This is a genomic window from Rhodococcus sp. SMB37 (assembly GCF_004345605.1).
Classification (GTDB): domain Bacteria; phylum Actinomycetota; class Actinomycetes; order Mycobacteriales; family Mycobacteriaceae; genus Rhodococcus.
In genome coordinates, this window is the sequence record NZ_SLVY01000008.1 from 103660 (window position 1) to 127422 (window position 23763).

The following is a 23763-nucleotide window of genomic DNA, read 5'->3' on the forward strand; positions in this document are numbered from 1 at the left end:
GCTCGAGGATGTTGGATTCCGACCAGTGATATCGACCGCCCGAACCCGCGCACACCAACAGGGAGTAGCAAACAGTGCCGCATCGCCGCCCGAAGCCGTCGATCGTCCTGGGTGCCGTCGCCGCCCTGGCCGTCGCAACACCTTTCGCGGTGTCCGGCTTCACCAGTGACCAGACCGATATCCGTCAGACCAGCGATTCCGTCGAAGCGGTCGCGCCCACGATCGCCGAGGTCGTGCTCGCGTCGGTACCCGACCTCGTGATCCCACTCGAGGAACTGACCGGGCTCAACCTGCCCGACATGAGCCTCAAGGAGATCGTCCAGGGCATCCCGCAGATCTCGACGGCTCCCGATCCGGGCGGTGGACCGATCGGGCACGTGGGCGCAGTCGTCAAGGAACTCACCCACGACACGCCGTTCAGCCTCGTCGCCCTCACCGCAAGCGACGTCGCCGACACCGACGCGATGATCCGCGCGCAGAACGACGACGGCACGTGGGGTCCGTGGTCTGCGACCGAACCGATCGACAGCGCTCGCAACGACGCCGCCCCCGATACGCGCAGCGGCACCGAGCCGATCTTCGTCGGTGCGACCAAAGCCGTGCAGATTCTGTTGACCCCGCGGCCGGGTCCGGAGCCGAACCTCGCCGGCGCCGAAGCGCCGCCGGAGGAAGCACCTGCACCGGCAGCACCCGAAGCTCCGGCTGAACCCGAGGCTCCCGCAGCCGAGGTTCCTGCACCCGCTGAAGCTCCCACACCGGTCGAGGCACCCGCGCCCGCCGAGGCACCGGCACCCGTCGCGACACCTGCAGAGGGCGCGCCCGAACTCGGTTACGCACCGGCGTCCTCGTCACGCCCGCTGCACGGCCAGGACCCGGCCCAGGCGCTCGCCGACAGCGTCAGCGCTGTACTCATCGATCCGGGCACCAGCCCCGCCGATGCCACCCTCGAAGACATCGCAGGCCCGGTGGGTGACTCCGGCCTCAAGGTCATCACCCGCTCGCAGTGGGGCGCCGACGAATCGATCAGGTGCGACGAACCGACCTACGACGACTCGCTGGGCGGCGCCACCGTGCACCACACTGCAGGCAGCAACGACTACTCGAAGGCGGAATCCGCCGAGATCGTGCGTGCGATCTACGCGTACCACTCGCAAACGCTCGGCTGGTGCGATGTGGGGTACAACGTGCTCGTCGACAAGTACGGCCAGATCTTCGAAGGTCGCGCCGGCGGACTCGACCGCAATGTGCAGGGCGCCCACGCGGGTGGCTTCAACGAGAACACGATGGGTATCGCGATGATGGGCGACTTCTCGTCGGCGACACCGCCCGAGACCACCGTCGACGCCGTGGGCAAGTTCCTCGGATGGCGGCTCGCGAAGGCCGGACTCGACCCCAAGGGCCGCACCACGATGTACTCGGAAGGCACCTCGTTCACCCCGTACCCGCGGGGCGCGGCCGTCGACCTGCCGATCATCTTCGCGCACCGCGACGTCGGCAGCACCAGTTGCCCCGGCGACGGCGGATACGCCCAGATGGACAAGATCCGCAACATCGCCGCAGAGGCTGCGAAGGGCACGAGTCCGAGCACCGATCTCGCGACGGACAACCCCCCGGCCGCGCGCGATGCAGTGCCCGACACCGATGCCGGGTCACCGGCCACCGGATCGGCCGAGAACGTCCAGAACCTCGTGCAGGAACTGATTCGTCTCGCCGACAATCACCCGCTGGCCCAGAAGTGGATCGCCGAAGGCGGCGAGACCGGACGTCTGGGTACGGCCATGACATCGATCCTTCCCGCAAGGGGCGGATTCGAGAGCGCCCAGTTCGTCAACGGGGCCATCTACACCTCGCCCAACGGCGGTGTGTGGACGGTGCTCGGCGAGATCTACCAGGCGTGGCAGAAGTCCGGGCTCGACGCTGGTGAGCTGGGGTTGCCCACCAGCGACGAGTACCGGGTGCCGGACGGTTGGCGGTCGGACTTCGAGTTCGGTTCGCTGATCTTCAACGAGGTCACCGGTGTCGTCACGAAGGTGCTCCGCGCTTACAACGACGCCTACGAGGAGTCGATGCAGGAACCTGCGGCCGCTCCGGCCGCTCCGGAACCTGCACCGGCACCGGAAGCCGCGCCGGCACCTGAACCGGTGCCTGCAGGCTGACCTTCGGTCACCGGCGTATACGAGTCACTGCCACCAGCGTTCGAGGATGCGGGCAACCCCGTCCTCGACGTTGGTGGCAGTGACTTCGTCTGCCACCGATTTGGCTTCGGGGTGCGCGTTCTCCATCGCGACACCGTGCCGCGCCATCGACAGCATCGGAATGTCGTTGGGCATGTCGCCGAACGCAACGAGATGATCGGCCGTCACCCCGAGATGCCGAGCGGCTTCCTGGAGTCCTGCGGCCTTCGTGATGCCCGCCGCGGAGATCTCGATGAGACCGTTGTCGGTCGAGTACGTCAGGTCGACGAGACCGTGGAGTTCCGGCAGGAGCACTTCGGCCATTTCGGCGCTGCTGGCACCCGGCTGCCGGATCAGCAGCTTGATGGCCGGCGCGGCGATCACATCGTGTTCGGCAAGTTCGGTGTTGTCCGGGTTGAGCCACGCGTGCTCGTAACCCGGTGAACTCACGAACTGGGGAGTCGCGGCATCGTGCGCGCTCGCTCCGACCCGTTCGGCGGCGAGCCCGCTGCCCGGCAGGACCGTGGCCGCGAGATCGGCGAGCCACGACAACTCGTCCGTGCCGAGCACCGCGGCGCTGAGTACTCGATCGGTGGCGCTGTCGTAGAGCACTGCGCCGTTGGCGCACACCGCGAGCGGCGCGTACCTGAGCTGCTCGACCACCGGCGCGATCCACCGCGGCGGGCGACCGGTCGCGAGGACGAACGGGGTTCCGGAATCGATGACCGCGTGCACTGCGCCGCGGGTTCGGTCGGAAATCTGCTCCGTGTCGTCGATCAGGGTGCCGTCGACATCGGTCGCGACAAGGCTCGGACGTTGGGGACTCACTCGGTCATTGTGCCGAAGGACCTTTTCCGTTCGCGCCCGGCTCCTCCCCACTGTGCCCACCGGCCTCACGTCGAGCACGTTCCTGCTCCTTGCGGGCACGACGTTCCGCCGCTACACGAGCGTCCTCGACGTTCGCTTCCTCGGGACTCGGGGCCGAACCACCGAGCCGCTTCGGCACCCAGTAGGCGCCCTGCTCGTGGCGATAGTTCTTCTGGGCTTCTTCCAGCATCTGCTCCATCGTGGTGTGCAGCTGTGCAGTCATCTCGGCGGCAGGCTCGTACGGCTCGATCGGAGCCCCGACGATGATAGTGATCGGAGTGTTCGTTCGACCGAGCCGCTTCGGGTGTCCCTTGGTCCACACCCGCTGCGACCCCCACAGCACCATGGGGACGACAGGCACACCGGCCTCGAGCGCCATCCGGGCCGCACCCGACCTGAAGTCCTTGAGTTCGAAACTACGGCTGATCGTCTCCTCGGGGAACACACCGACGAGATCACCCCTGCGAAGTGCCTCGACTGCAAGCCGATAGGAGTCGCCGGCATCGCCGCGGTCCACGGGGATGTGCTTCATGGCGCGCATCATCGGCCCGGCGACCTTGTTGTCGAACACTTCCTTCTTCGCCATGAACCGGATGTACCGCTTCGTTTCGCGCGCGGGAATGCCCGCGTAGGTGAAGTCCATGTAGCCCGTGTGGTTCATCGCGATGACCGCACCCCCGGTCGCCGGGATGTGTTCCGCCCCGGAGATCGTGAATTTCAGGCCTTGGGCTGCGAACAGTGTTCGTGCCACGCCGATGATGGTCCGGTAGAAGGGTTCCACGTCGGTTAGCGTAGCCGGGTCCACCGCATCGGACCGACCGCGATCGACGTCAGGGGCGAGAGAATTGACCACCACCACCGGAAAATCCCGTCTGTTCGTCGTCGCAGGCACAGCTGTCGCACTGGTTTCGACCGCGACGGGATGTGCCGGCGATGGACAGTCCGGCATTCCCACCGAGACTCCCGAGCCGCCCGCAGCAGTCTCCTCGGACAGCGGGGTCGCCGCAACCGACGGGGATGCCGCCGCGGCTCCCTCGGCGGAGGCCGCAACGCCCGGGGTCACGGTCGGCGACGTGCCCGGCAACGCCGCGGCCGCCGCGGCACTACAGGCGTGGACGAACGATCTGCTGGCGGGCACCGACGTGATCGACAAATGCTGGACGATCGCACCGGAACGAGCCGAGGAGATGTACGCCGATGCCGACGCGATCAGCGCCGCGGTGCAGCAGCCCGGACTCGACGGCCAGTTCGCGGTGACGTGGTCGGCGAACGGCACCGATGTGTCGGTGCTGCGCAGTGAGATCTCCTCCGGCTACGCCTGCCCCTACGTCCACGCGACCGATGACAGCGACATCTACACCGATGACGACGCCGTCTACGCGGTGGAACGTTTCCTCGGACGCGCCGTGGGCGATCCGGTGGACCCGAGCGACACCGAGGAGGACTATCCCCTGATCTGCCCCGGGATGGGGATCTGGGATCCGTGGGGCACCGGCAACCCGGTCGTGCCGCCGCTGTGGACCGATCCTGACGCCCTCGACGACGTGACATCCTTCGACGCGGAATCCGCAACCTTCTCACCTGTCGACGATGTCTACGGGAGTGTGACGATCCCGATCGTCGAGGCAGGAACGGCTCGTGACCTGGTTGTCTACGTCACAATCGCGTCGAACGGATACTGCCTGGGCGCAGTGGACTGAGCAGCTCCGCCTACCCTGGGGGTCACGTCGGTCAGCGCGTCAGGAGGCAACGAAGTGCAGATCACCAGCGTCGGACACGCAGGGTTTCATATTCGGACCGAGGCCGGGTCCATCCTGTGCGACCCCTGGATCAACCCCGCGTACTTCGCGTCGTGGGTGCCGTTTCCCGACAACACCGGGCTCGATTGGGACGAGCTCGGCAACGTCGACTACCTGTACGTGTCACACCTGCACAAGGATCACTTCGATCCGGGCACACTGAGCAAGCACGTCAGCAAGAACGCGACGGTGCTGCTGCCGGACTACCCGGTGCCGGATCTGCGGCGTGAACTCGAGGCGCTGGGCTTCACCAAGTTCTTCGAGACCATCGACTCCGTCAAGCATCGGATCTCGGCGGCCGGAATCGAGGTCGCTCCGCAGACCCCGCTCCGGCCCGGCGCTCTCGACATCATGATCATTGCGTTGCGGGCCCCTGCCGACGGTCCGATCGGCGACTCCGGTCTCGTCGTCTCCGACGGCCAGACCACCGTGTTCAACATGAACGACGCGCGCCCGATCGACATGGATCCGATGCACGAGGCGTTCGGCCACATCGACATCCATCTGCTGCAGTACTCGGGTGCCATCTGGTACCCGATGGTCTACGACATCCCGAAGAAGACCAAGGCCAACTTCGGTAAGCAGAAGCGCCAGCGCGGCATGGATCGATGCCGCAGCTACATCGAGCAGGTCGGCGCGACGTGGATCGTGCCGTCGGCCGGGCCGCCGGTGTTCCTCGACGACGATCTGCGCGACCTCAACGACGACCACGGCGACGAGGGGAACATCTTCCCCGACCAGCACGTGTTCCTCGAACAGCTGCGCATCCACGGGCGCGACGGCGGCCTGCTCATGATCCCGGGGTCGACCGTGAATCTTGCCGGCAAGGATCAGATGACACTCACGCATCCGATCCCAGTCGAGCAGGTCGATGCGATCTTCACCGACAAGGCCGCCTACATCGAGGACATGGCACAGCGGTTCGCGCCGATCATCGCGGCGGAGAAGGCCACGTGGGCGCCCGCCGAGGGTGAGCCGTTGCTGCCCGCACTGAAGGCGAAGTTCGAGCCGATCATGGCCCAGTCCGACCTGATCTGCGACGGCATCGGTTACCCGGTGGGCCTGGTCATGGGCTCGGGCGACGACGCCGAGACCGTCGTGCTGGATTTCCCGAAGCGGGTCGTGCGCGAGCCTATTGCAGGAGAAGGCAAGTACCGCTACGGATTCCGCATCGCACCGGAGCTCGTGCGGACTGTCCTGCGCGACGACGAACCCGACTGGGTCAATACGATCTTCCTGTCCACCCGCTTCACGGCGTGGCGCATCGGCGGGTACAACGAGTTCTTGTACACCTTCTTCAAGTGCCTCACGGATGAGCGAATCGCCTACGCGGACGGCTGGTTCGCCGAGGCACACGACGACACGGCGTCGATCGAGCTGGGCGGCTACGAGATTCAGCGTCGCTGCCCGCACCTGAAGGCCGACCTGTCCAAGTTCGGTGTGGTCGACGGCACCACCCTCACCTGCAACCTCCACGGCTGGCAGTGGGATCTCGAGTCAGGTCGCTGCAAGACGTCGAAGGGGCACGAGCTGCGCAGCAGCAAGCTCTGACGCCGTTGTGTGGTTCCGGTAGTTCCGGCTACCGGAACCACACCCGATCTACTCAGGTTAGGCTTGCCTCCCGTTTGCTGGTCATCGAGGAGGTCTACATGAGATTCGGTCGGATTGCCGTCTCACTCGCCGCGGTTCCGCTGCTGTTCGTCGCGGCATGTTCGCAGGGTTCGTCGGACGCTGCGTCGTCAACCGATGACGCAGCGGCGGTCACGGTGGGCCACCTGTTCGGCGAGACCACGGTCGAGGGCACGCCCGAGCGAGTGGTCACCCTGTCGGTGTCCGACAACGACGCCGCCCTCGCCTCGGGTGTCGTTCCGGTGGCGATGGCGCAATCGGTGGTCAAGCCGGTCATGCCGTGGACCGAGGAAGCGATCACGGAACTCGGCAGCGAGATCCCGCCGCTGCTCGATTTCGGCACCGAGGTCCCGGTCGAGGAAGTTGCGTCCTACGAGCCCGATCTGATCCTCGCGACCGGTCTCGAGCTCACCGACACCGTGTACGAGCAGCTCGCAGCGATCGCTCCCACCCTGGCCCGCGCCGAAGCCGAGCAAGCCGACACGTGGGCCGAGCAGTCCCAACGGGTCTCCGAGCTGTTCGGCACCCGCGAGGACATCGACGCCCAGATCGAGGCCACCGAATCCGAACTCGAGGCCGCTGCCGAACGCAATCCGGAACTGAACGGCGCCACCTACGTCGTGTCCCTGCTGCACTCCGCCGATCAGGCAGGTCTGCTCACCGGACCGGACTCCGCCACGAGTCAGCTGCTCGGCAGCCTCGGTCTCGTCCCCGCGCCGGAAACCGAGAAGTACGTCGAGGAGGGCAAGGACAACCAGCTCAGCCCCGAGAACCTCCGTCTCCTCGAAGCGGATGTGCTCATCGGTTACTTCCCCGACACCGGTCTGCGCGACACGTACTACGCGATGCCGGTGTTCAGTTCACTGAACGTGGTCGGAGGCGGACATCACTACCAGCCGACCGATGAAGAATGGCGCGGTTTCCGCTCGACCAGCCTGCTGAGCATGGCATGGCTCGGCCAGGAACTGCCCGACAAGATCGCGGCCGCGATCCGCGGAGAGGGCTGATCGGACTTGACCGAGAACACCACCGTTCCCGCGCCCTCACCGAGGAAGCGCCGACCGGCGCCCGATCGTTCCGTCCCCACTCCGAGTGCCGTCCGGGATGCGCTACAGGGTGACGGAACGGTGGTCTTCACCTCCGACGGCAGTGACTGGATTGCGACGTTCGCCGTGGGTGACGCCGCATTGCCGCCCTCGACGACCGCCGTGTTCCTCGACGTCAACTGCGTCACCGACCGGAGCCGGATTCCCGCCGGAAGCATGCACCGCGACACGGACTCACGGTCGTGGCTCCTGTCCGTGCGGGTTCCGGCCGGTTGGCGCGGCGCGTACACGTTCATTCCGTCGAACGCACCGCTCACGGTTCCGGAAGGCGACGTGTCCCAGCGTCAGTGGTGGATCGACTTCCGCCGGGGTGCCATCGGATCGTTCGAAGGCGCTGCCCCCGACGCCGAGCCACAGCGACTCCGGACGGGCGCGCCCCCGGAAGGCATCCTCACGGCAGAGACGGTGGAGCTCGACGGCATTCCGCGTCGCGTCGGTACCTACGTACCGCCCGTGCCGGGGCACGGCACCGTCGTGTTGTTCGACGGCGACGAGGTCCGCCGTCACCGGGTGCTCGCCGCGTTCGACGATCCCGCGAACGCCCCCGCGCGGGTGCTCGTCGTCGACCACGTGAGCGCCGACGGACAGGAACGCGATGTGCGGGCGTCCGACCTGACCGCCAACCCGCGCTTCCGCGACGACCTCCTCGCATACGCGGGCGAGCCCGTGACGGTGGGCGGCTGCTCGTACGGCGGGCTCGCGTCGATGTTCTTCGCATTGACCCGGCCCGATGCCGTGCGCGGCGCAGCCTGCCTGTCACCGTCGATGTGGTGGCACGACGAGCAGGGGCACGATGTGCCGACACTCGCGAAGGCCGACAACGGCGGGGACGTACCCATCCTCAGCGAGGTGGGTTCACTCGAGTGGATGATGCTCGACGAGGTCGCCGCCGCCGCCGATCGGCTGGCCGCGGCCGGGCACCCGATTCGTTCGGGGACGTTCGCGGGCGGTCACGACTGGGTTCAGTGGCGCGAGCGGCTGCCCGCACTGATCACAGAATTACTGGTCACACAGTCGCGTCGCGCGGAATCGGCGTGACCGCAGGGCGCGGTGCGAACGCCGGCACGAGCAACAGCACCGCGCCGACTGCGATCAGCGCGAAAGGCCACCACTGACGGTCTCCGGCTTCCACGGTGGGTTCGGCGGCCTGGGCGTCACCGGACCGCGGAAGCGCCTCCGTCGCATCCCGCACATTGCCCGAGATGCTCTGGACGACATTGCTCACCGGTCCGACGCCCGCCACGAGCTGACCGGTGCCGTCGGTCAGTTGCCGGCCACCGTCGTCCAGCAGGATCAGGCCGTCACGCAGTTGCCGGGAGCCGTCGGTGGCCTGGGCCATACCGGCGACGAATTCCGCGTTCGGGTCGGTGAGTTCGTAGGCGAGCTGCTGCGCGCCGCCGCGCAGCTGCGCGAGCTGGTCCATGGTGTCGGGCCCGAGTCCCTGCGTGTTCAGCATGTCGACCAGCTCCCGGATCTTCCCGGACGCCGAGCTCGACACAGGATCGCCGGACAGATCGAGAGTGTCTGCGACGGTCGTCAGCTGCGTGGTGACGCTGCCCTGCATCTCACCGAATCCGGTGAGCCGGGTGACCACCTCGTCGACGCCACCACTGATCTGGGAGGCCCCGTCGCCGAGCAGACCCACGCCGCCCTCGAGCTGGTCGAGTCCGTCCGCAAGCTGCTGTCCCCCGTCCCGGGCCTGACCGAGTCCGTCCGCGAGCTGCTGCGCGCCGTCGTCGAGCTGACGACTGCCGTCCGTGAGCTGGCCGACTCCACCGTCGAGGATCGAGAGGGGAAGACTCGCCTGTTGCAAGGTGCTGCGGGCATCGTCGACTCCGGCGCCGCCCGCCTCCTGTTCCGCAACGGTCACGGTGGCGTCGGGCGAATCGAGGTAGGCGAAGGTCGATCCGGCGCCCACGAGGGCCAACCCGGAAACTGCGGTGATCATGGTGAGCAGACGTGCACGCATGTGCGTCGAGGCTAGAGCCTCCGGTTAAGAGGCTGCTGAGGAGCCCCGGTCGGGTAGCCATCTGACGGCAGTGATACCTACCACGAGCAGTGGCAATACCGTCGTCGCCACGAGCAAAGACAGCGGAATCCATACCGAGCCCACCGCGAACCACGCGAATACAGCGACCGACATCACCTCGCTCGTCAGACCCACCAACGAGGTCACCGTCGCGCGGGTGCGGCCCGACATCGTGTCCTGCAGGCGGGCCTCGGCAACGATGGCGGTGTTGTGCAACGCTCCGTAGCCGAACCCGATCGCGATGAACCCACCGACACCACCCACCATCGCGCCTGCCGCGAGGAACACCGCCCCCGCAATCACCACCGCACTCATCACCCGGCCACTCATCGAGGCGGTCCTGCCCGCGGCCGCAGCACCGATCACCTGACCGACCACCGTCAGCGCGACCAGCACAGGCACCTGCTCGATGGTCGCACCGCCTTCCCGTGCGAGCAGACCGAAGTATTCGTCGAACGCAAGACACGCGAGCAGTGCCGCAGCAAGGACCACCGCGCGGCGTACCACCTTGTCGGTGCGCACTTCGGTCGTGCCGTCGCGCAGCGCCGAAACATAGCGAGCGAGCAGTGTGTCGCCGGTGCCGTCGAGATCGTCTGCCTCCATCGCCCGTGGCGCACACGGCAACGTCAGGACCAGCAGCATGTTCGCGACGGTGATCGCGACGGACAGCCAACCGACCAGCGCATAGCCGCCGAGCCCGAACAGCGGGGATGCCGACAGGATCGCGACGAACACGCACACCATCTCGCCGGCGTTCGCGTATCCCATCACGGCGGCGTACCTGTGTTCGGCGTCGAGCGCCGCGAGCTCGTCGTAGAGCAGCGCCTCGAACGTGCCCGATTTCAGGGATTCACTGACACCCCACAGCACGAACCCTGCCGCGAACCCCCAGACGGTGGGCCAGACCATCCAGATCGTGAAGGTCGCCGTGAACAGGACGCCACTGCCGAGCAGCAGGCCGCGGCGCGACACCGTATCGGCCCACGCGCCCGACGGAACCTCCGAGACGAACGCAACAACGGACCACAGGACGAACAGCGACGAGATGCTGCCGGTGCTCAGGCCGTGGTCTTCGAACAGAAGCGCATAGAGACCGTAGAGCGGCACGAACTCGCGGGTGGCCGCGTAGGCGACCGCCCGGACGGACAGCGAGGTCGAACGGCTGAATCAACATCGTCGGCGCATGAATCCAGCATGGCACTCCAGCTCGCGTGTGTCACGAACGACATGGCTGTCCGATACCGTCGTCAGTTGTGAGCGAGGACAACGAACCGAACCGGCAGCGCACCTACACGTGGGAAGATCCGGCGCCGACATCGGCTGCCAACCGCGATATGCAAGGACTGGATTTCCTGCGCGGACTGATGGACGGCAGCATCCCCCATCACCCCACGTCCCGGACGCTGGGTTTCACCGTCACCGACGCCCGGGAAGGGTTCGTCGAGGTGACCCTGGAGGTGCAGGAGTTCCACGCCAACGCCGTCGGCAGCGTGCACGGCGGGGTGCTCGCCACCTTGTTCGACACGGCAATGGGATTCTCCGTGTCGAGCACACTCGACGCGGGCGTCGGCTACACGACGCTCGACCTGCAGGTGCGTTATCTGCGTGCGGTGCAGCCGGGCCACGTGGTACGGGTACAAGGGTTCTGCGAGCACACCGGTCGCCGCACTGCGATCGCGCGCGGTGAAGCGCGCGACGATCAGGGGAAACTGTTGGCCACCGGCTCCACGAGTTGCCTCATCCTGAGCTGAGCACACCCGCCCCGATGGGATCGATCAGCCCACGGGCTCGAGCACTTCGCGCCCGACGAACGGAACCAGCGCCGGAGGAACCTTGACGGTGCCGTCGGCCTGCTGGTGGTTCTCGAGGAGCGCGACGAGCCAACGCGTGGTCGCCAACGTCCCGTTGAGGGTCGCAGCGGTCTGCGGCTTGCCGTTCTCGTCGCGATAGCGAACGCCGAGACGGCGGGCCTGGAACGTGGTGCAGTTCGACGTCGACGTCAGTTCGCGGTAACGCTCCTGAGTGGGAACCCATGCCTCGCAGTCGAACTTGCGGGCCGCCGAGGAGCCGAGGTCGCCGCCTGCGACGTCGATGACCCGGTAGGGCACGTCGATCGCGGCGAGCATCTCGCGTTCCCACACCAGCAGCCGCTGATGCTCCGCAGTCGCGTCCTCGGGCTTGCAGTAGACGAACATCTCGACCTTGTCGAACTGGTGCACGCGGATGATGCCGCGGGTGTCCTTGCCGTAGCTGCCGGCCTCGCGGCGGAAGCACGACGACCAGCCCGCGTATCGCTTGGGGCCGCCGGACAGGTCGAGGATCTCGCCCGAGTGGTAGCCGGCGAGCGGAACCTCGGACGTGCCGACCAGGTACAGGTCGTCGTCCTCGAGGTGGTACACCTCGTCTGCGTGCTGCCCGAGGAAGCCGGTTCCACGCATGATCTCAGGGCGCACCAGCACCGGCGGGATCATCATGGTGAATCCGTTGGCCGTGGCCTTCTGCGCAGCGAGCTGAAGGAGGCCGAGCTGCAGGAGCGCACCGTAGCCGGTGAGGAAGTAGAAGCGCGCACCGGAGACCTTCGCGCCGCGCTCCATGTCGATCAGGCCCAGCGACTCACCGAGAGTGAGGTGATCCTTCGGCTCGAAATCGAACGTCGGCAGGTCACCGACCGTCTCGAGGGTGACGAAATCGTCCTCACCGCCGGCCGGAGCACCCTCCTGGACGACGTTGGAGAGCGCCATGTGCGCCCGCTCGAGTGCCTCCTGCGCGGCGTTCTGCTCGGCTTCGAGTTCTTTCACCTTGGCCGCGAGTTCCTTCGCGCCGTCGAGCAGCGCGGGCCGCTCCTCCGGGGATGCCTTGCCGACCTTCTTACCGAGCGCCTTCTGCTCGGCGCGGGCGTTGTCGCCCGCCAGCACAGCGGCGCGACGAGAGGCATCCGCATCGAGCAGCGCATCGACGAGACCGGGGTCCTCGCCTCGAGTGCGCTGCGAGGCGCGAACGGTGTCGGGATTCTCGCGGAGGAACTTGAGGTCGATCACGAAGGTGAAGCCTACCTCTGCCAGAGCTGCAGGTAGTCCTCGCGCCCGAACATCTGCGCCGCGTCCACCGCGGTGGGGTGCCCGCCCAGCGGATCCGCGCCCGCCTCGGTCAACATCCGCACAACCTCTTCTTCGCCCTTGAAGACCGCGCCGGCGAGCGGAGTCTGGCCACGGTCGTTCGCACGGTTCACGTCCGCGCCGTTGTCGATGAGGACGCGCACGGCAGCGGCGTTCCCGCGGTAGGAGGCGAGCATGACGAGGGTGTCGCCGGCTCCGTTCGTCAGGTTCGCGGGGACGCCTGCCTCGATATATGTCGCCAAGGTCTCGCTGTCACCTGCGCGCGCTGCGTCGAAGCAACGCTGCGCGATCTCCTGGATGCGGGGATCGATCTGGTCGTCGGCCATGAACCGACGTTACCCGCAGGGACTGGGCCAGGGCATGATGGGAGGTGATGGCCGAAGACAAGAAGAAGAAGCCGGTACGGCGTCCGCCGTCAGCAAAGCTGACGCGGCGCGCGTTGGTATTCGTAGCTGCGGGTGCGGTCCTCGCCGCGATCGCGACGTTCGTCGTCGCGGGCTTCCAGGGCACCGACACCGTCGACGGAAACAACCGCGCTGCGTCCCCGTCGACCGGTGCCGTCGCCGGTGAAGCGTTCGGTACCTCCACCAGCGGAGACTGTCTGAGCTGGACGGAGCTCGATGCGAGCGACCTCGCGAAGGTGGACTGCGAGCAGACTCACCTGTTCGAGGTGGTCCGAGACGTAGACCTGAGTGTGTTTCCCGGCGCCGAGTGGGGGCCGGGGTCCCGTTTCCCGTCGGTGATGCGGTTCACCGAGCTCCGCGACGAGCAGTGCGAGCCTGCGGCGATGGACTACCTGAGCGGACGCTTCGATCCGCACGGCAAGTTCAGCGTCGGACTGATCAATCCCGGCGAAGCCGGTTGGGCCGCCGGCGAACGCACGTTGCGCTGTGGACTGCAGTTCTCGTCGACCACCGGCAACCTGCTGCCCATCAAGGGCCGGGTCGCCGATCAGGACCAGTCCCGCGCCTGGGACGTCGGCCTGTGCATCGGCATCAACAACGGGGTCCCGGCCGATCCCGTCGAATGCTCGAAGCCGCATGCGTTCGAAGTGGTCGCCACGGTGGACCTGTCCGAGAACTTCCCTGGCGGAGTGCCGAGCGTCGAGGATCAGGACGCCTACCTCGAACAGACCTGCACGGAGCGTGTGAACGAGTACCTGGGCGACCCGGACGCGTTGCGGAACAAGACGCTGACGCTGTTCTGGGACAACTTGAACTTCGACAGCTGGCTGGCGGGCAGCCGCAAGGTCAACTGCTCGATCGGTAAGCAGGTCGAGGGCGGCGGCTTCGCTTCCATCACGGGCAGCGCGAAGGGCGACATCCTCATCGACGGCCAGCCGCCTGTTCCCCCGCCAGCGCAGCCGGAGGGCAGGTCGCTCCCCACCCCGCTCCCCGGCGCAGCTCCCCTGCCGGGGGCCTGACCCGATGGTGGAGATGAGCGACGAGCGCTTCGACGGACTCGTCTCGGATGCGCTCGACGAGATTCCCGCGGAACTCACGCGGGCTATCGACAACGTGGTGGTGCTCGTCGAGCCGCGGCACGAGGACGAGCCGAGCCTGCTGGGTCTCTATCAGGGAATCGCGCTGACCGAACGCGACAGCCACTACGCCGGGTCGCTACCGGACACGATCACGATCTACCGCGACGCGATCCTCGACATCTGCGACACCGACGAGGATGTGGTGCACGAAGTCGCGGTGACGGTCGTGCACGAGATTGCGCATTACTTCGGAATCGAAGAGGAGCGCCTCCACCAGCTGGGCTGGGGGTAGGCGCTCGGACTCTTGCGAGGTCGGGCCGGGTCAGACGCGGGCGGGCGTGTTCCGCTCGACCTCGGCGTTCTTCTTGTCCGACGCCAGGAGGAAGTGCGGGCCGACGGTCGACGCCACGAGCAGGGTCAGGCAGCAGGCCACGACGACGGCAATACAAGCGACCACGATGACCATGCCGATCAGTTCAAACATGCCCGATTACCTCCACACTCGACGTAACAGTGCCGTGCAGTGACCACGGCACTCCGACGTTCACCTTAGCCGCCCGCGCCGGCAGGGCGGCGACCGGCGTCGGGCCCACCACGATTTCCGGTCGATCCCCCGGGGTTCTACGCTCAGCACATCCGGCGTCCGAACCTGTGAGGGAGAGCCTGTGAGTCTGCCACCCGTCCTGCAAGACCGACTGCGTCTGCCGCTCGTCGCGTCGCCGATGTTCATCGTGTCGAACCCCGATCTCGTCATCGCACAGTGCACCGCGGGCATCGTCGGCTCGTTCCCGTCGCTGAACGCGCGACCCCAGTCGCAGCTGCGTGAGTGGCTCACCCGGATCACCGAAGACCTCGCCAAGCACGACGCGAACAATCCCGACGCGCCGTCGGCTCCGTACGCGGTGAATCTGATCGTGCACCGGTCCAACGACCGCCTCGAGCAGGATCTCGCGACAGTCGTCGAGTTCGAGGTACCGATCGTCATCACCTCGCTCGGTGCGCGCACCGACGTCTACGACGCCGTGCACTCGTACGGCGGCATCGTGCTGCACGACGTCATCGACAACCGTTTCGCACGGAAGGCGATCGAGAAGGGCGCCGACGGCCTGATCGCGGTCGCGGCGGGCGCGGGCGGGCACGCCGGCACCCAGTCACCCTTCGCCCTGCTCCAGGAAATCCGCGAGTGGTTCGACGGGCCGCTGCTGCTGTCGGGGTCGATCGCACACGGCAACGCGATCCTCGCGGCGCAGGCAGCCGGTGCGGACCTCGCGTACGCCGGGTCGGTGTTCATCGCCACCGACGAGGCGAACGCCGTGGACGGCTACAAGCAGATGCTCGTGGACTCGACCGCGTCGGACATCGTCTACTCGAATCTGTTCACGGGCGTCCACGGCAACTACCTGCGCGGCAGCATCGAAGCTGCGGGCCTCGACCCCGATAACCTCGCCGAGTCGGATCCGTCGGCGATGAGCTTCGACTCGGACGACAGCACCAAGGCGTGGCGCGACGTGTGGGGTGCGGGCCAGGGCGTGGGCGCAATCGACTCGGTGGTTCCCGCTGCAGACGTCGTCGCGCGCCTGAGCGCCGAGTACGCGGGAGCCCGCCGACGCTTGTCGCTCCGGTAATCCGGGGATGCGGACCGGCGGTCTCCGGTACGTGCGTTATCTGCGCCGATACGAGGGAGGCCGCCGCTCCAGGAACGCGGCGGTCGCCTCGCCGCGATCCTCGGTGAGTGCAGTGAACACCTGCTGACGGTTCTCGAACTCCACCGACGAATCGAACGACGGCGTTTCGAGTGCAATCCACATGCCTTGTTTGGTGAGCTCCACCGACAACGGCGGATTCAGCATGATCTGCTGGGCCTTCGCGAGCGCGGAGTCGAGCAGTTCCTCCGGATCGAAGACTGCGGTGACGAGCCCGATCCGATGTGCCTCGGAGGCGTCGAAGCGCCGGCCGGTGAGCATGAGCTCGTGGGCCGGACCGGCGCCGACAATGCGTGGCAGCAGCCACGATACCCCGATGTCGCAGGCAGAGAAGCCCGCACGGATGAACGAGACCGCGAAGACCGCCGACGTCGCGGCGAGACGGATGTCGCTCGCGCACACCAGCGCGAGTCCACCGCCTGCCGCGGGTCCGTTGACCGCGGCAATCACCGGTTGCGGGAGTTCGTGCAACTGCTGCGCCAGCCCGGCGATGTCCCGCTGCCGAGAGAGCATCCGACCGACCGTGCCCTCGGCCGCGATCCGGTCCTCGTCGCCGTAGCCGTGGAGGTCGAGCCCCGCGCTGAACGCACGGCCGTCCCCGGTGAGCACCACGACACGACAGGACCGGTCGGCGGCGATGTCCGCCAGAACACTCCGGAACTCGGCCACCGAGTCCGAGGTCAGAGTGTTGAGGGCATCGGGCCGGTTCATCGTCACCTGCACAACGCCGGCGATCGGGGTCGAGACGACGACAGCGGTCACGAAACCGCCTTCTGCGAGTAGCGGTCGCGCAGCAGCCGCTTGTACAGCTTGCCGGTGGCGTGACGAGGCAACTCGTCGGCGAAATCGATCCGACGTGGGCATTTGTAGGTCGCCAGCTTCTCCCGGAGGAACGCGAGCAGTTCTTCCTCGAGCGCACTGTCGCTCGCCGCGCCCGGTGCCGGCTGCACGACCGCGTGCACGACCTCACCGAGTTCGTCGTGTGGGATACCGAACACCGCAGCATCGGCGACCTTCGGATGTACGACGAGTACGTCCTCCGATTCCCGCGGGTAGATGTTGACACCGCCCGACAGGATGAGATCGGCTCGCCGATCCGACAGGTAGAGATAGCCGTCCTCGTCGAGATAGCCGAGATCGCCCACCGTCGTCCAACCGGCCTCGTTGCGGGCTGCCGCGGTCTTCTCCGGATCGTTCAGATACTCGAACATCAGCCCGCCTTCCGACCAGATCGTGCCGGACTCCCCCGGTGGCAGTTCCTCCCCCGACTCGTCGAGGATGTGTGCGGTACCCAGGATCGGTCGTCCTACCGATCCGGGGTGGGCCAGCCACTCGTGCGAATCCAGGGCGGTGAACAGGCTGTTCTCTGTCGAAGAGTAGTACTCGTGGATGATCGGCCCGAGCCAGTCGATCATGGCTCGTTTGGTGTCCGGCGGACACGGCGCGGCGGCGTGGATGACAACTTGCAGCGACGAGACATCGAATGCGGCGCGTTGCGCCTCCGGGAGTTTGAGCATCCGGATGAACATGGTGGGCACCATCTGGGTATGGGTCACCCGGTAGCGCTCGACGAGTTCGAGCGCCTTCTCCGGGTCGAACCGCTCCATCACGATCGCGGTGCCGCCGTACCGATGCACCGTCATGGTGAAACGTAGCGGTGCAGCGTGATACAGCGGTGCCGGGGACAGATACACACTGTCCCGGCCGATCCCCCATTGGGTGTGCAACAGGCCGGCCACACCCGGCGGCGTCCCGAGCGGGTGGAGCGGCAGGTCCGCCACGACACCCTTGGGCCGACCTGTGGTGCCGGACGAATACAGCAGATCCACACCCTCACGCTCGTCCGGAACCACGGTAGACGCAGCGGAGTCCAGTTCGACCGCCAGATTCTCGAAGCCTCGGGCAGCCTCGTCCACAGTGAAGCGGTGCTGCACTCCCGGGGTCAGTTCTGCGGCATCGGCTGCCGCGTCGAGATAGCGCCCGCTGGTGAACAGCGCGCGTGCTCCGGAATCTCCCAGGATGTATGCGATTTCATCCGCCAGTAGACGCGTGGACAGAGTGACGTAGCGCAGTCCGATTCGCTGTGCCGCCCACGCGATCTTCGGAAACGACACACTGTTCTCCATCAACACAGCCACACAGTCGCCGTGTCGAAGACCTTTGGACCACAACATTTTTGCGATACTTAGCGAGTCGGCGACGAGCTCGCCGTAGGTCACGGCGGCACCGGTGTCCGCCATGATGTACGCGAGGCGACCGGGGTCGGCCTCAGCGTGGGTATCCGGGAAGTCCAGCATCTGTCTACTCCTGGTCGTATCGGGTCAGGCTGCGTCCACAGACTCGTGCGGCCGGGAATACCTCCGCACGATTGCGATCAGGCACAGCAGTCCGACCGCGGCGGAGAGGGCGAGGAATATGCCTACCTTCCACGCATTGCCGGCCTCGCCGTTGATGAGCAACACCATGACCATCGGAGCGAAGCCGCCGATGATGGCCGAGATCTGATAGCCGAGTGATGCTCCGGAGAAACGCACCTCGGGCGGGAACAGCTCCGAGAACAACGTCCCCTGGGTTCCTGTCTGGAGCGACATCGCGACAACGCCGACGATCACCGCAACCGCGAACGGCCACACCGTGTCCGGCCCGGACGCTCCGATCAGCAGCCACATCGGCAGGCCCCACACCATCATGGCGACGGTACCCGCACCGAAGACGAGTTTACGGCCGATGCGGTCCGACAGATGACCGAACAACGGCACCAACGGGATCTGGAGAAGGCACGCGATGAGGATGAACGTGAGTACGGTCGAGCGGCCGAGGCCGAGATAGGTCGTCGCGTACTGCACCGAGCCGGTGATCATCGTGTAGAAGAAGATGACACCGATCGCGTTCGAGCCCGCGGCCATGAGCACCGTGCCCGGATTCTTGCGCAGCACTTCGACGATCGGAGAACGACGGGCGGCCGGAGCCTCCTCGAGTTTCGCAGCAATCTTCTTGAACTCGGGGGTCTCCTCCAGGTAGCGATGGATCGCGAACGCCACCGGCAGCATGATGAGGCTGATCCAGAACGGGATTCGCCAGCCCCACGACAGGAACGAGTCCTGGGCGACGGTTGCGGTGAGTATCAGGAAGACGACGTTGCCGAGGACGACACCGATCGGAACGCCGAGCTGGGCGAAACTACCGAAGAATCCGCGACGATTCGCGGGGGCGTTCTCCGTGGCCAGCAGGACTGCGCCGCCCCACTGCGCGCCGACCGCCAATCCCTGACAGATACGCAGGGTGACGAGGAGCATCGGCGCAAGCCAGACGATCTCGGTGTTCGGTACGAAGCCGATCAGCGACGTCGCGACCGCCATGAGCACCACGGCAGCCACGAGCACCGGTTTACGCCCGACCTTGTCACCGAAGTGCCCGGCGAGGATACCGCCGATGGGTCGCGCGATGAATCCGACCGCGACGGTAGCGAAGGAGTTGACCGCCGCGACGACTTCGTTGCCGGTGGCGAAGAAGGTCACGTTGAACACGAGCGCAGCGGCCGTCGAATAGATGAAGAAGTCGTACCATTCGAGCGATGTGGAGATCGCGGCGGCAACAGCGGCGCGGCCGGCACGAGGGGCCGGACCCGCTGGCGTACCGAGAGGTTGTTCGTGGGTTTGTGTTTCGGACATCGTAGGTCCTCGTTTTCGAACCAGGGGGGAATTGGGGGATGGGGAGCGTCAGTGGTCGCCGGTCATCCGCGGACTTCTCGGATGGCGGGCGTGGCAGCGAATTCGGCGCGGGCGAGCGAACGACGGTGCACCTGGTCGGGGCCGTCGGCGATCTGCAGGAATCTGGCCTGCGAGTACAGCATGGCGAGCGGCGTGTCCTCGGACAATCCGGCACCGCCGAAGATCTGCATTGCTTCGTCGATGATCCACTTGGCCGTCGACGGCACCATGACCTTCGCGGCAGCGATGTCGTGACGAGCCTGTTTGGGGCCCTCGACGTCCATTCTCCATGCCGCGCGCAACACCATCAGACGTGCTGCGTCGACCTTGATCCGAGCGTCCGCGATCGTCGCCTGGACGACGCCTTCGTCTGCGAGAGGCCTGCCGAATGCCACCCGGGTGCGCGCGCGTTCGGCCATGAGCGCGATCGCGCGCTCGGCCATGCCGATCAGGCGCATGCAGTGATGGATGCGACCCGGACCGAGACGGGCCTGGGCCACCGCGAAGCCTTTGCCGCGAGGACCGAGCAGGTTCGCTTTCGGAACCCGAACGCGGTCGTAGACGATCTCGCCGTGACCACCCTCGTGCCGGTCGTCGAATCCGAGGACCATGGTGGACCGTTCGATGGTCACGCCGGGGGTGTCGGTGGGTACCAGCACGATCGAGTGACGCGAGCCGGCCGGCGCGTCGGGATCGGTGACGCCCATGACCATTGCGACCCGGTTGTCTTCGCGCAGCGCGGCGGTGGTCCACCATTTCCGGCCGGTGAGTACCCAGTCGTCGCCGTCCTCGGCGATGTCGAGCCGGACGTTGGAGGCATCCGAGCTCGCGACATCGGGCTCGGTCATCGAGAAGCAGGAGCGGATCTCACCCTCGAGGAGCGGGGCGAGCCACTGCTGCTTCTGATCCGCGGTGCCGTAGCGGGCGAGTAGTTCCATGTTGCCGGTGTCCGGCGCGTTGCAGTTCAGTGCTTCGGGAGCGAGCTGTGGGCTCCAGCCCGTGAGTTCGGCGAGCGGCGCGTACTCGAGGTTGGTCAGACCGGCACCACCGTCCTCCGGCAGGAAGAGGTTCCACAGTCCCTGCTGCTTGGCCGCGGCCTTGAGATCCGCCATGATCGGCGGCGCACCCCAGAAGTCCGGTTTGCTCGCAAGCTGTTGCGTTGCAATCGGTTCAGCAGGGAGAATGCGATCCTGCACGAACCCGGTCAGCTTCTCCCGCAGCTCCTCGACCTTGGGGCTGTACGCGAAATCCATTGTGCTGTCTCCGATCGGTGTGTGTGCCTACTGGCGAAGTTCGTGGAGCGACGACGTCTCGGCGAGCTCGAGCGCGCGCTGCAGCAGCGGGCCGACCATGTCCGCGATGTCCTCGAAGCCTTCACCGACGGTGTCGCCCTGCAGATGGCGGGCGTGGATCCCCTCGAGGATGACCGCGATCTTGAGGTCGGCAAATACTGTGTACCAGTCGATTTCGGTCAGTTCAATCCCACGCCTGGCCGCGTAACGGTCGACGAGTTCCGCTCGGGTGGGGAAGCCGTCGAGCGTCGCGAGACCCTTCGTGACCGGGTTGAACGGCGAGCCGGGCACATCCCAGAAGCTGAGCATGATGCCTACGTCGGCGAGGGTGTCGCCCAGAGTCGCCATCTCCCAGTCCAATACAGCGACGATGCTCGCCGGGTCTTCGTGAGCGACCAGCACATTGTCGAGTTTGACGTCGCCGTGCACGATGCCTGGGAATCGAGTGCGGGGCAGCGCTCTGCTCAATTTACCGAGTAGAGCGGCCACCTCCGAGCGCTCCGAGGTCTTGGACGACACCCACTGTCGCTCCCAGCGTTTCAGCTGCCGCTCGAGATACCCGTCCGGCCTGCCGAATTCGCTCAGCCCTACCGACGCGGGGTCGATCTCGTGGAGATCGGCCAGCGTGTCCGCGAGGTCGAGACCGAGACGGTGACGCTGCCCGGGAGTGAGGGCCTCGGCCTGCGACACGGTGCCGACGGATCGGCCGTCGACGAGCTCCATCAGGTAGAACGGCGCCCCGAGGATGTGTGTGTCCTCGCACAGATGCACTGCAGCAGGCACCGGGACCGCAGAGCCGGCGAGAGCGTCGATGACCGTGTACTCGCGCTTCATGTCGTGCGCGCTGGGAAGTACGTGACCATAAGGAGGCCGGCGCAGCACCCAAACGTTCTCGCCGTCGGTGAGGCGATAGGTCGGATTCGAGCGGCCGCCGCCGACAAGCGTGGCACTCAGGGGGCCCGCAATACCGCCGTGCAGGGTCGCCTGCAGATGGACACCGAGTGCGTCGAGGTCGAGTTCGGCAACTGCGCCGGCCATGGGAGCGGCCATCGACGGGCCTCCTTTCGATCACGTACCCAAACGATCGTTCGGGTAGCGCAATAGTGACTTAGCGCACGGCGCGTGTCAACTCTCTCGCAGTGACCTCATACTTTCTGCAGAATGACGCGCTGGTCCCAGAGGGGATTGCCCTCAGCCAATCAATCGTTCACTCGAATAAGGACATGCGACCAGCGCAGACGTCCAGGTTGCTGCGCTACCGGCCGTTCACGGGCTGCACCATGGCAAGTGCGAGCTCCGCGTATCGGTCCGCAAGCTCCTCGGGTGTCAAGGGCCCGTCCGACCGCCACCAGGTACACACCGACTGCCCCATGTGAATGATGGCGCGCGACGCATCCAGCGGCAGCGCAGTGGTGAACACACCATCGTCGACCCCCCTGTCGATGATCTCGCGGAAGACGCTCTCCTGTTCGTCACGCAGTGCGACCACCAGCCTGCGCCCCTCGTCGTCGAGGCTGCGCAACTCCGTGGCGCCGACAAGGGCGTCGGACTGTCGCGTCGTATGAAAAATGACCCACGCGCGCACGACCGCGCGGAGTTGTTCGGCGGAGGACCCTCCCGAACGCAGGAGCGCGGCCCGGGTCATCGCGAACGCGTCGTGCAACGCCCGGGTCATGATGTCCTGCAGGATTTCCTGCTTGGATTTGAAATGGTGATAGATCGATGCGACGGTGATGTCGGCGTCGCGCGCGATGTCGCGCATGGACGTGCCGTGATAGCCGCGGTGGTTCATGTTCCTGATGGCGGAATCCAGGATCACCTGGCGACCGGCACCCGGCACCGCCCCTTTTGCAGCACGCATTCTCTTCCCATCTCATCGCCGATCAACTACGCACAGCGTAGAGTCACGCGTCCCGAATCCGCCCTAGCGATCGTTCAATAACCGTGCGATGCTGTCCCGATGGAGCACATTCGACTCGACATCGCCGATGGGATCGCCACAATAACCCTGAATCGTCCCGACCAGCTCAACGCCTTCACGACCGTCATGGAGAACGAGCTGATCAACGCCTACGAACACTGTGACACCGACGACGGCGTCCGCGCCATCGTGCTCACCGGCGCCGGACGAGCGTTCTGTGCCGGGGCCGATCTCTCCGCCGGCGCGGACACCTTCACCGAGTGGCAGGACGAGCGCTCGGACAACGAGATGCGCCGCGACGGTGGCGGACGGGTCGTCCTGCGCATGTTCGAGTCGCGCAAGCCGATCATCGCGGCCATCAACGGTCCCGCCGTCGGTGTGGGCATCACCATGACCCTGGCAGCCGACTTCCGCCTCGCCGCCGACGACGCACGCATCGGATTCGTCTTCAATCGGCGCGGGCTGATTCCGGAATCGTGCTCGTCGTGGTTCCTGCCCAAACTGGTGCCGATGCAACGCGCGCTGGACTGGGTCTACTCCGGTCGGCTCATCGACGCCGCGGAGGCATACGAGTCGGGCCTGTTCTACGCACTCCATCCGAAGGCATCCGTACTCGACGAAGCGCTTGCCCTGGCACGCAGAATCACCGAACATTCGGCCCCGGTGTCCGTCGCGCTGTCCAGGCAGTTGATGTGGCGCATGCTCGGAACCGACCATCCGATGTTCGCCCACCGGGCCGAATCCAGAGGCATCAACCTCCGCGGCGTGGGACCGGATGCCCGCGAGGGCATCGCCGCGTTCCTCGAGAAACGTCCGGCGGTGTTCCCCGATCGCGTCGGCACCGACACACCCGACCTGTTCGGCGACGATCTACCCACCCGGACGTTCTTCGCGTGACAGTGGGGGCGCACCAGGGCGCACCCCCACTGGGAAT

General features: G+C 66.4%; 23 protein-coding genes. 10 read left to right on the plus strand and 13 right to left on the minus strand.

Translation table 11 applies throughout. From position 1 onward, the window contains the following. Positions 1-74 precede the first annotated feature (74 nt). Positions 75-2156, plus strand: a complete 2082-nt coding sequence (locus EV641_RS14820) for an N-acetylmuramoyl-L-alanine amidase (protein WP_132472630.1) — start codon at positions 75-77, stop codon at positions 2154-2156. A 24-nt stretch (positions 2157-2180) separates the two neighbouring features. Here EV641_RS14820 and EV641_RS14825 read toward each other — a convergent pair whose 3' ends face one another. After that, positions 2181-3002, minus strand: a complete 822-nt coding sequence (locus tag EV641_RS14825; RefSeq protein WP_132472632.1) for an HAD family hydrolase — start codon at positions 3000-3002, stop codon at positions 2181-2183. A 4-nt stretch (positions 3003-3006) separates the two neighbouring features. Beyond that, complete coding sequence (locus EV641_RS14830; RefSeq protein WP_054720738.1) at positions 3007-3822, minus strand: lysophospholipid acyltransferase family protein; 816 nt, start codon at positions 3820-3822, stop codon at positions 3007-3009. Positions 3823-3886: 64 nt separating this feature from the next. Here EV641_RS14830 and EV641_RS14835 point away from each other — a divergent pair, with 64 nt between their 5' ends. The 4 genes from EV641_RS14835 (at position 3887) to EV641_RS14850 (ending at position 8613) form a co-directional block, all read left to right on the plus strand. Further along, a complete protein-coding gene (locus EV641_RS14835) occupies positions 3887-4741 on the plus strand; it encodes a hypothetical protein (protein ID WP_132472634.1) in 855 nt (284 codons plus the stop codon). Positions 4742-4795: 54 nt separating this feature from the next. Continuing rightward, positions 4796-6391 carry a Rieske 2Fe-2S domain-containing protein gene (locus EV641_RS14840; protein ID WP_054719273.1) on the plus strand — a complete coding sequence of 532 codons (1596 nt, stop codon included), beginning with the start codon at positions 4796-4798 and terminating at the stop codon, positions 6389-6391. Between the two features lie 98 nt (positions 6392-6489). After that, positions 6490-7476: an ABC transporter substrate-binding protein gene (locus EV641_RS14845; protein WP_132472636.1), complete on the plus strand. Its 987-nt coding sequence runs from the start codon at positions 6490-6492 to the stop codon at positions 7474-7476. 6 nt (positions 7477-7482) lie between these two features. Then, the gene (locus EV641_RS14850; protein ID WP_132472638.1) at positions 7483-8613 is read left to right on the plus strand and encodes an alpha/beta hydrolase-fold protein; all 1131 of its coding nucleotides are present in this window, start codon (positions 7483-7485) and stop codon (positions 8611-8613) included. Here the strand turns inward: EV641_RS14850 and EV641_RS14855 are convergent. Further along, positions 8582-9544 (minus strand): hypothetical protein, encoded by a 963-nt coding sequence (locus tag EV641_RS14855; protein ID WP_054717315.1) that lies wholly within the window; start codon positions 9542-9544, stop codon positions 8582-8584. The genes EV641_RS14850 and EV641_RS14855 overlap by 32 nt on opposite strands. Positions 9545-9568: 24 nt before the next feature. Next, positions 9569-10711 carry an MFS transporter gene (locus tag EV641_RS14860; protein ID WP_241997241.1) on the minus strand — a complete coding sequence of 381 codons (1143 nt, stop codon included), beginning with the start codon at positions 10709-10711 and terminating at the stop codon, positions 9569-9571. A gap of 146 nt (positions 10712-10857) precedes the next feature. On the opposite strand from EV641_RS14860, the gene EV641_RS14865 reads away from it, so the two are divergent. Further along, entirely contained in the window at positions 10858-11355 is a 498-nt protein-coding gene (locus EV641_RS14865) for a PaaI family thioesterase (protein ID WP_132472640.1), read from the plus strand. Between the two features lie 24 nt (positions 11356-11379). Here EV641_RS14865 and serS read toward each other — a convergent pair whose 3' ends face one another. Further along, complete coding sequence (gene serS, locus EV641_RS14870; protein WP_132472642.1) at positions 11380-12642, minus strand: serine--tRNA ligase; 1263 nt, start codon at positions 12640-12642, stop codon at positions 11380-11382. Between the two features lie 11 nt (positions 12643-12653). Further along, complete coding sequence (locus EV641_RS14875; RefSeq protein WP_054717308.1) at positions 12654-13046, minus strand: ankyrin repeat domain-containing protein; 393 nt, start codon at positions 13044-13046, stop codon at positions 12654-12656. A 47-nt stretch (positions 13047-13093) separates the two neighbouring features. On the opposite strand from EV641_RS14875, the gene EV641_RS14880 reads away from it, so the two are divergent. Then, positions 13094-14143: a septum formation family protein gene (locus EV641_RS14880; RefSeq protein ID WP_132472644.1), complete on the plus strand. Its 1050-nt coding sequence runs from the start codon at positions 13094-13096 to the stop codon at positions 14141-14143. A gap of 13 nt (positions 14144-14156) precedes the next feature. Then, the gene (locus tag EV641_RS14885; protein WP_054717318.1) at positions 14157-14495 is read left to right on the plus strand and encodes a metallopeptidase family protein; all 339 of its coding nucleotides are present in this window, start codon (positions 14157-14159) and stop codon (positions 14493-14495) included. A 30-nt stretch (positions 14496-14525) separates the two neighbouring features. Here the strand turns inward: EV641_RS14885 and EV641_RS29245 are convergent, their stop codons facing one another. Then, complete coding sequence (locus EV641_RS29245; protein ID WP_158289174.1) at positions 14526-14687, minus strand: hypothetical protein; 162 nt, start codon at positions 14685-14687, stop codon at positions 14526-14528. 181 nt (positions 14688-14868) lie between these two features. On the opposite strand from EV641_RS29245, the gene EV641_RS14890 reads away from it, so the two are divergent. Then, positions 14869-15828: a nitronate monooxygenase family protein gene (locus EV641_RS14890; RefSeq protein ID WP_132472646.1), complete on the plus strand. Its 960-nt coding sequence runs from the start codon at positions 14869-14871 to the stop codon at positions 15826-15828. Between the two features lie 36 nt (positions 15829-15864). Here EV641_RS14890 and EV641_RS14895 read toward each other — a convergent pair whose 3' ends face one another. The 6 genes from EV641_RS14895 to EV641_RS14920 all read right to left on the minus strand — a co-directional run bounded on the left by EV641_RS14895 (position 15865) and on the right by EV641_RS14920 (position 22769). Next, the gene (locus EV641_RS14895) at positions 15865-16668 is read right to left on the minus strand and encodes an enoyl-CoA hydratase/isomerase family protein (protein ID WP_132472648.1); all 804 of its coding nucleotides are present in this window, start codon (positions 16666-16668) and stop codon (positions 15865-15867) included. Beyond that, positions 16665-18203, minus strand: coding sequence for an AMP-binding protein (locus EV641_RS14900; protein ID WP_132472650.1), 1539 nt, complete (start codon positions 18201-18203; stop codon positions 16665-16667). Before EV641_RS14900 ends, EV641_RS14895 begins: the two co-directional genes overlap by 4 nt. A 24-nt stretch (positions 18204-18227) precedes the next feature. Beyond that, positions 18228-19577 (minus strand): MFS transporter, encoded by a 1350-nt coding sequence (locus tag EV641_RS14905; RefSeq protein ID WP_132472652.1) that lies wholly within the window; start codon positions 19575-19577, stop codon positions 18228-18230. A 62-nt stretch (positions 19578-19639) separates the two neighbouring features. Further along, the gene (locus tag EV641_RS14910; protein WP_132472654.1) at positions 19640-20869 is read right to left on the minus strand and encodes an acyl-CoA dehydrogenase family protein; all 1230 of its coding nucleotides are present in this window, start codon (positions 20867-20869) and stop codon (positions 19640-19642) included. Between the two features lie 27 nt (positions 20870-20896). Continuing rightward, positions 20897-21958 (minus strand): phosphotransferase family protein, encoded by a 1062-nt coding sequence (locus EV641_RS14915; protein WP_132472656.1) that lies wholly within the window; start codon positions 21956-21958, stop codon positions 20897-20899. A 205-nt stretch (positions 21959-22163) separates the two neighbouring features. After that, a complete protein-coding gene (locus EV641_RS14920) occupies positions 22164-22769 on the minus strand; it encodes a TetR/AcrR family transcriptional regulator (RefSeq protein WP_132472658.1) in 606 nt (201 codons plus the stop codon). Between the two features lie 99 nt (positions 22770-22868). On the opposite strand from EV641_RS14920, the gene EV641_RS14925 reads away from it, so the two are divergent. Next, on the plus strand, positions 22869-23726 hold the full coding sequence (locus tag EV641_RS14925) for a crotonase/enoyl-CoA hydratase family protein (protein ID WP_132472660.1): 858 nt from the start codon (positions 22869-22871) through the stop codon (positions 23724-23726). Positions 23727-23763: the final 37 nt, after the last annotated feature.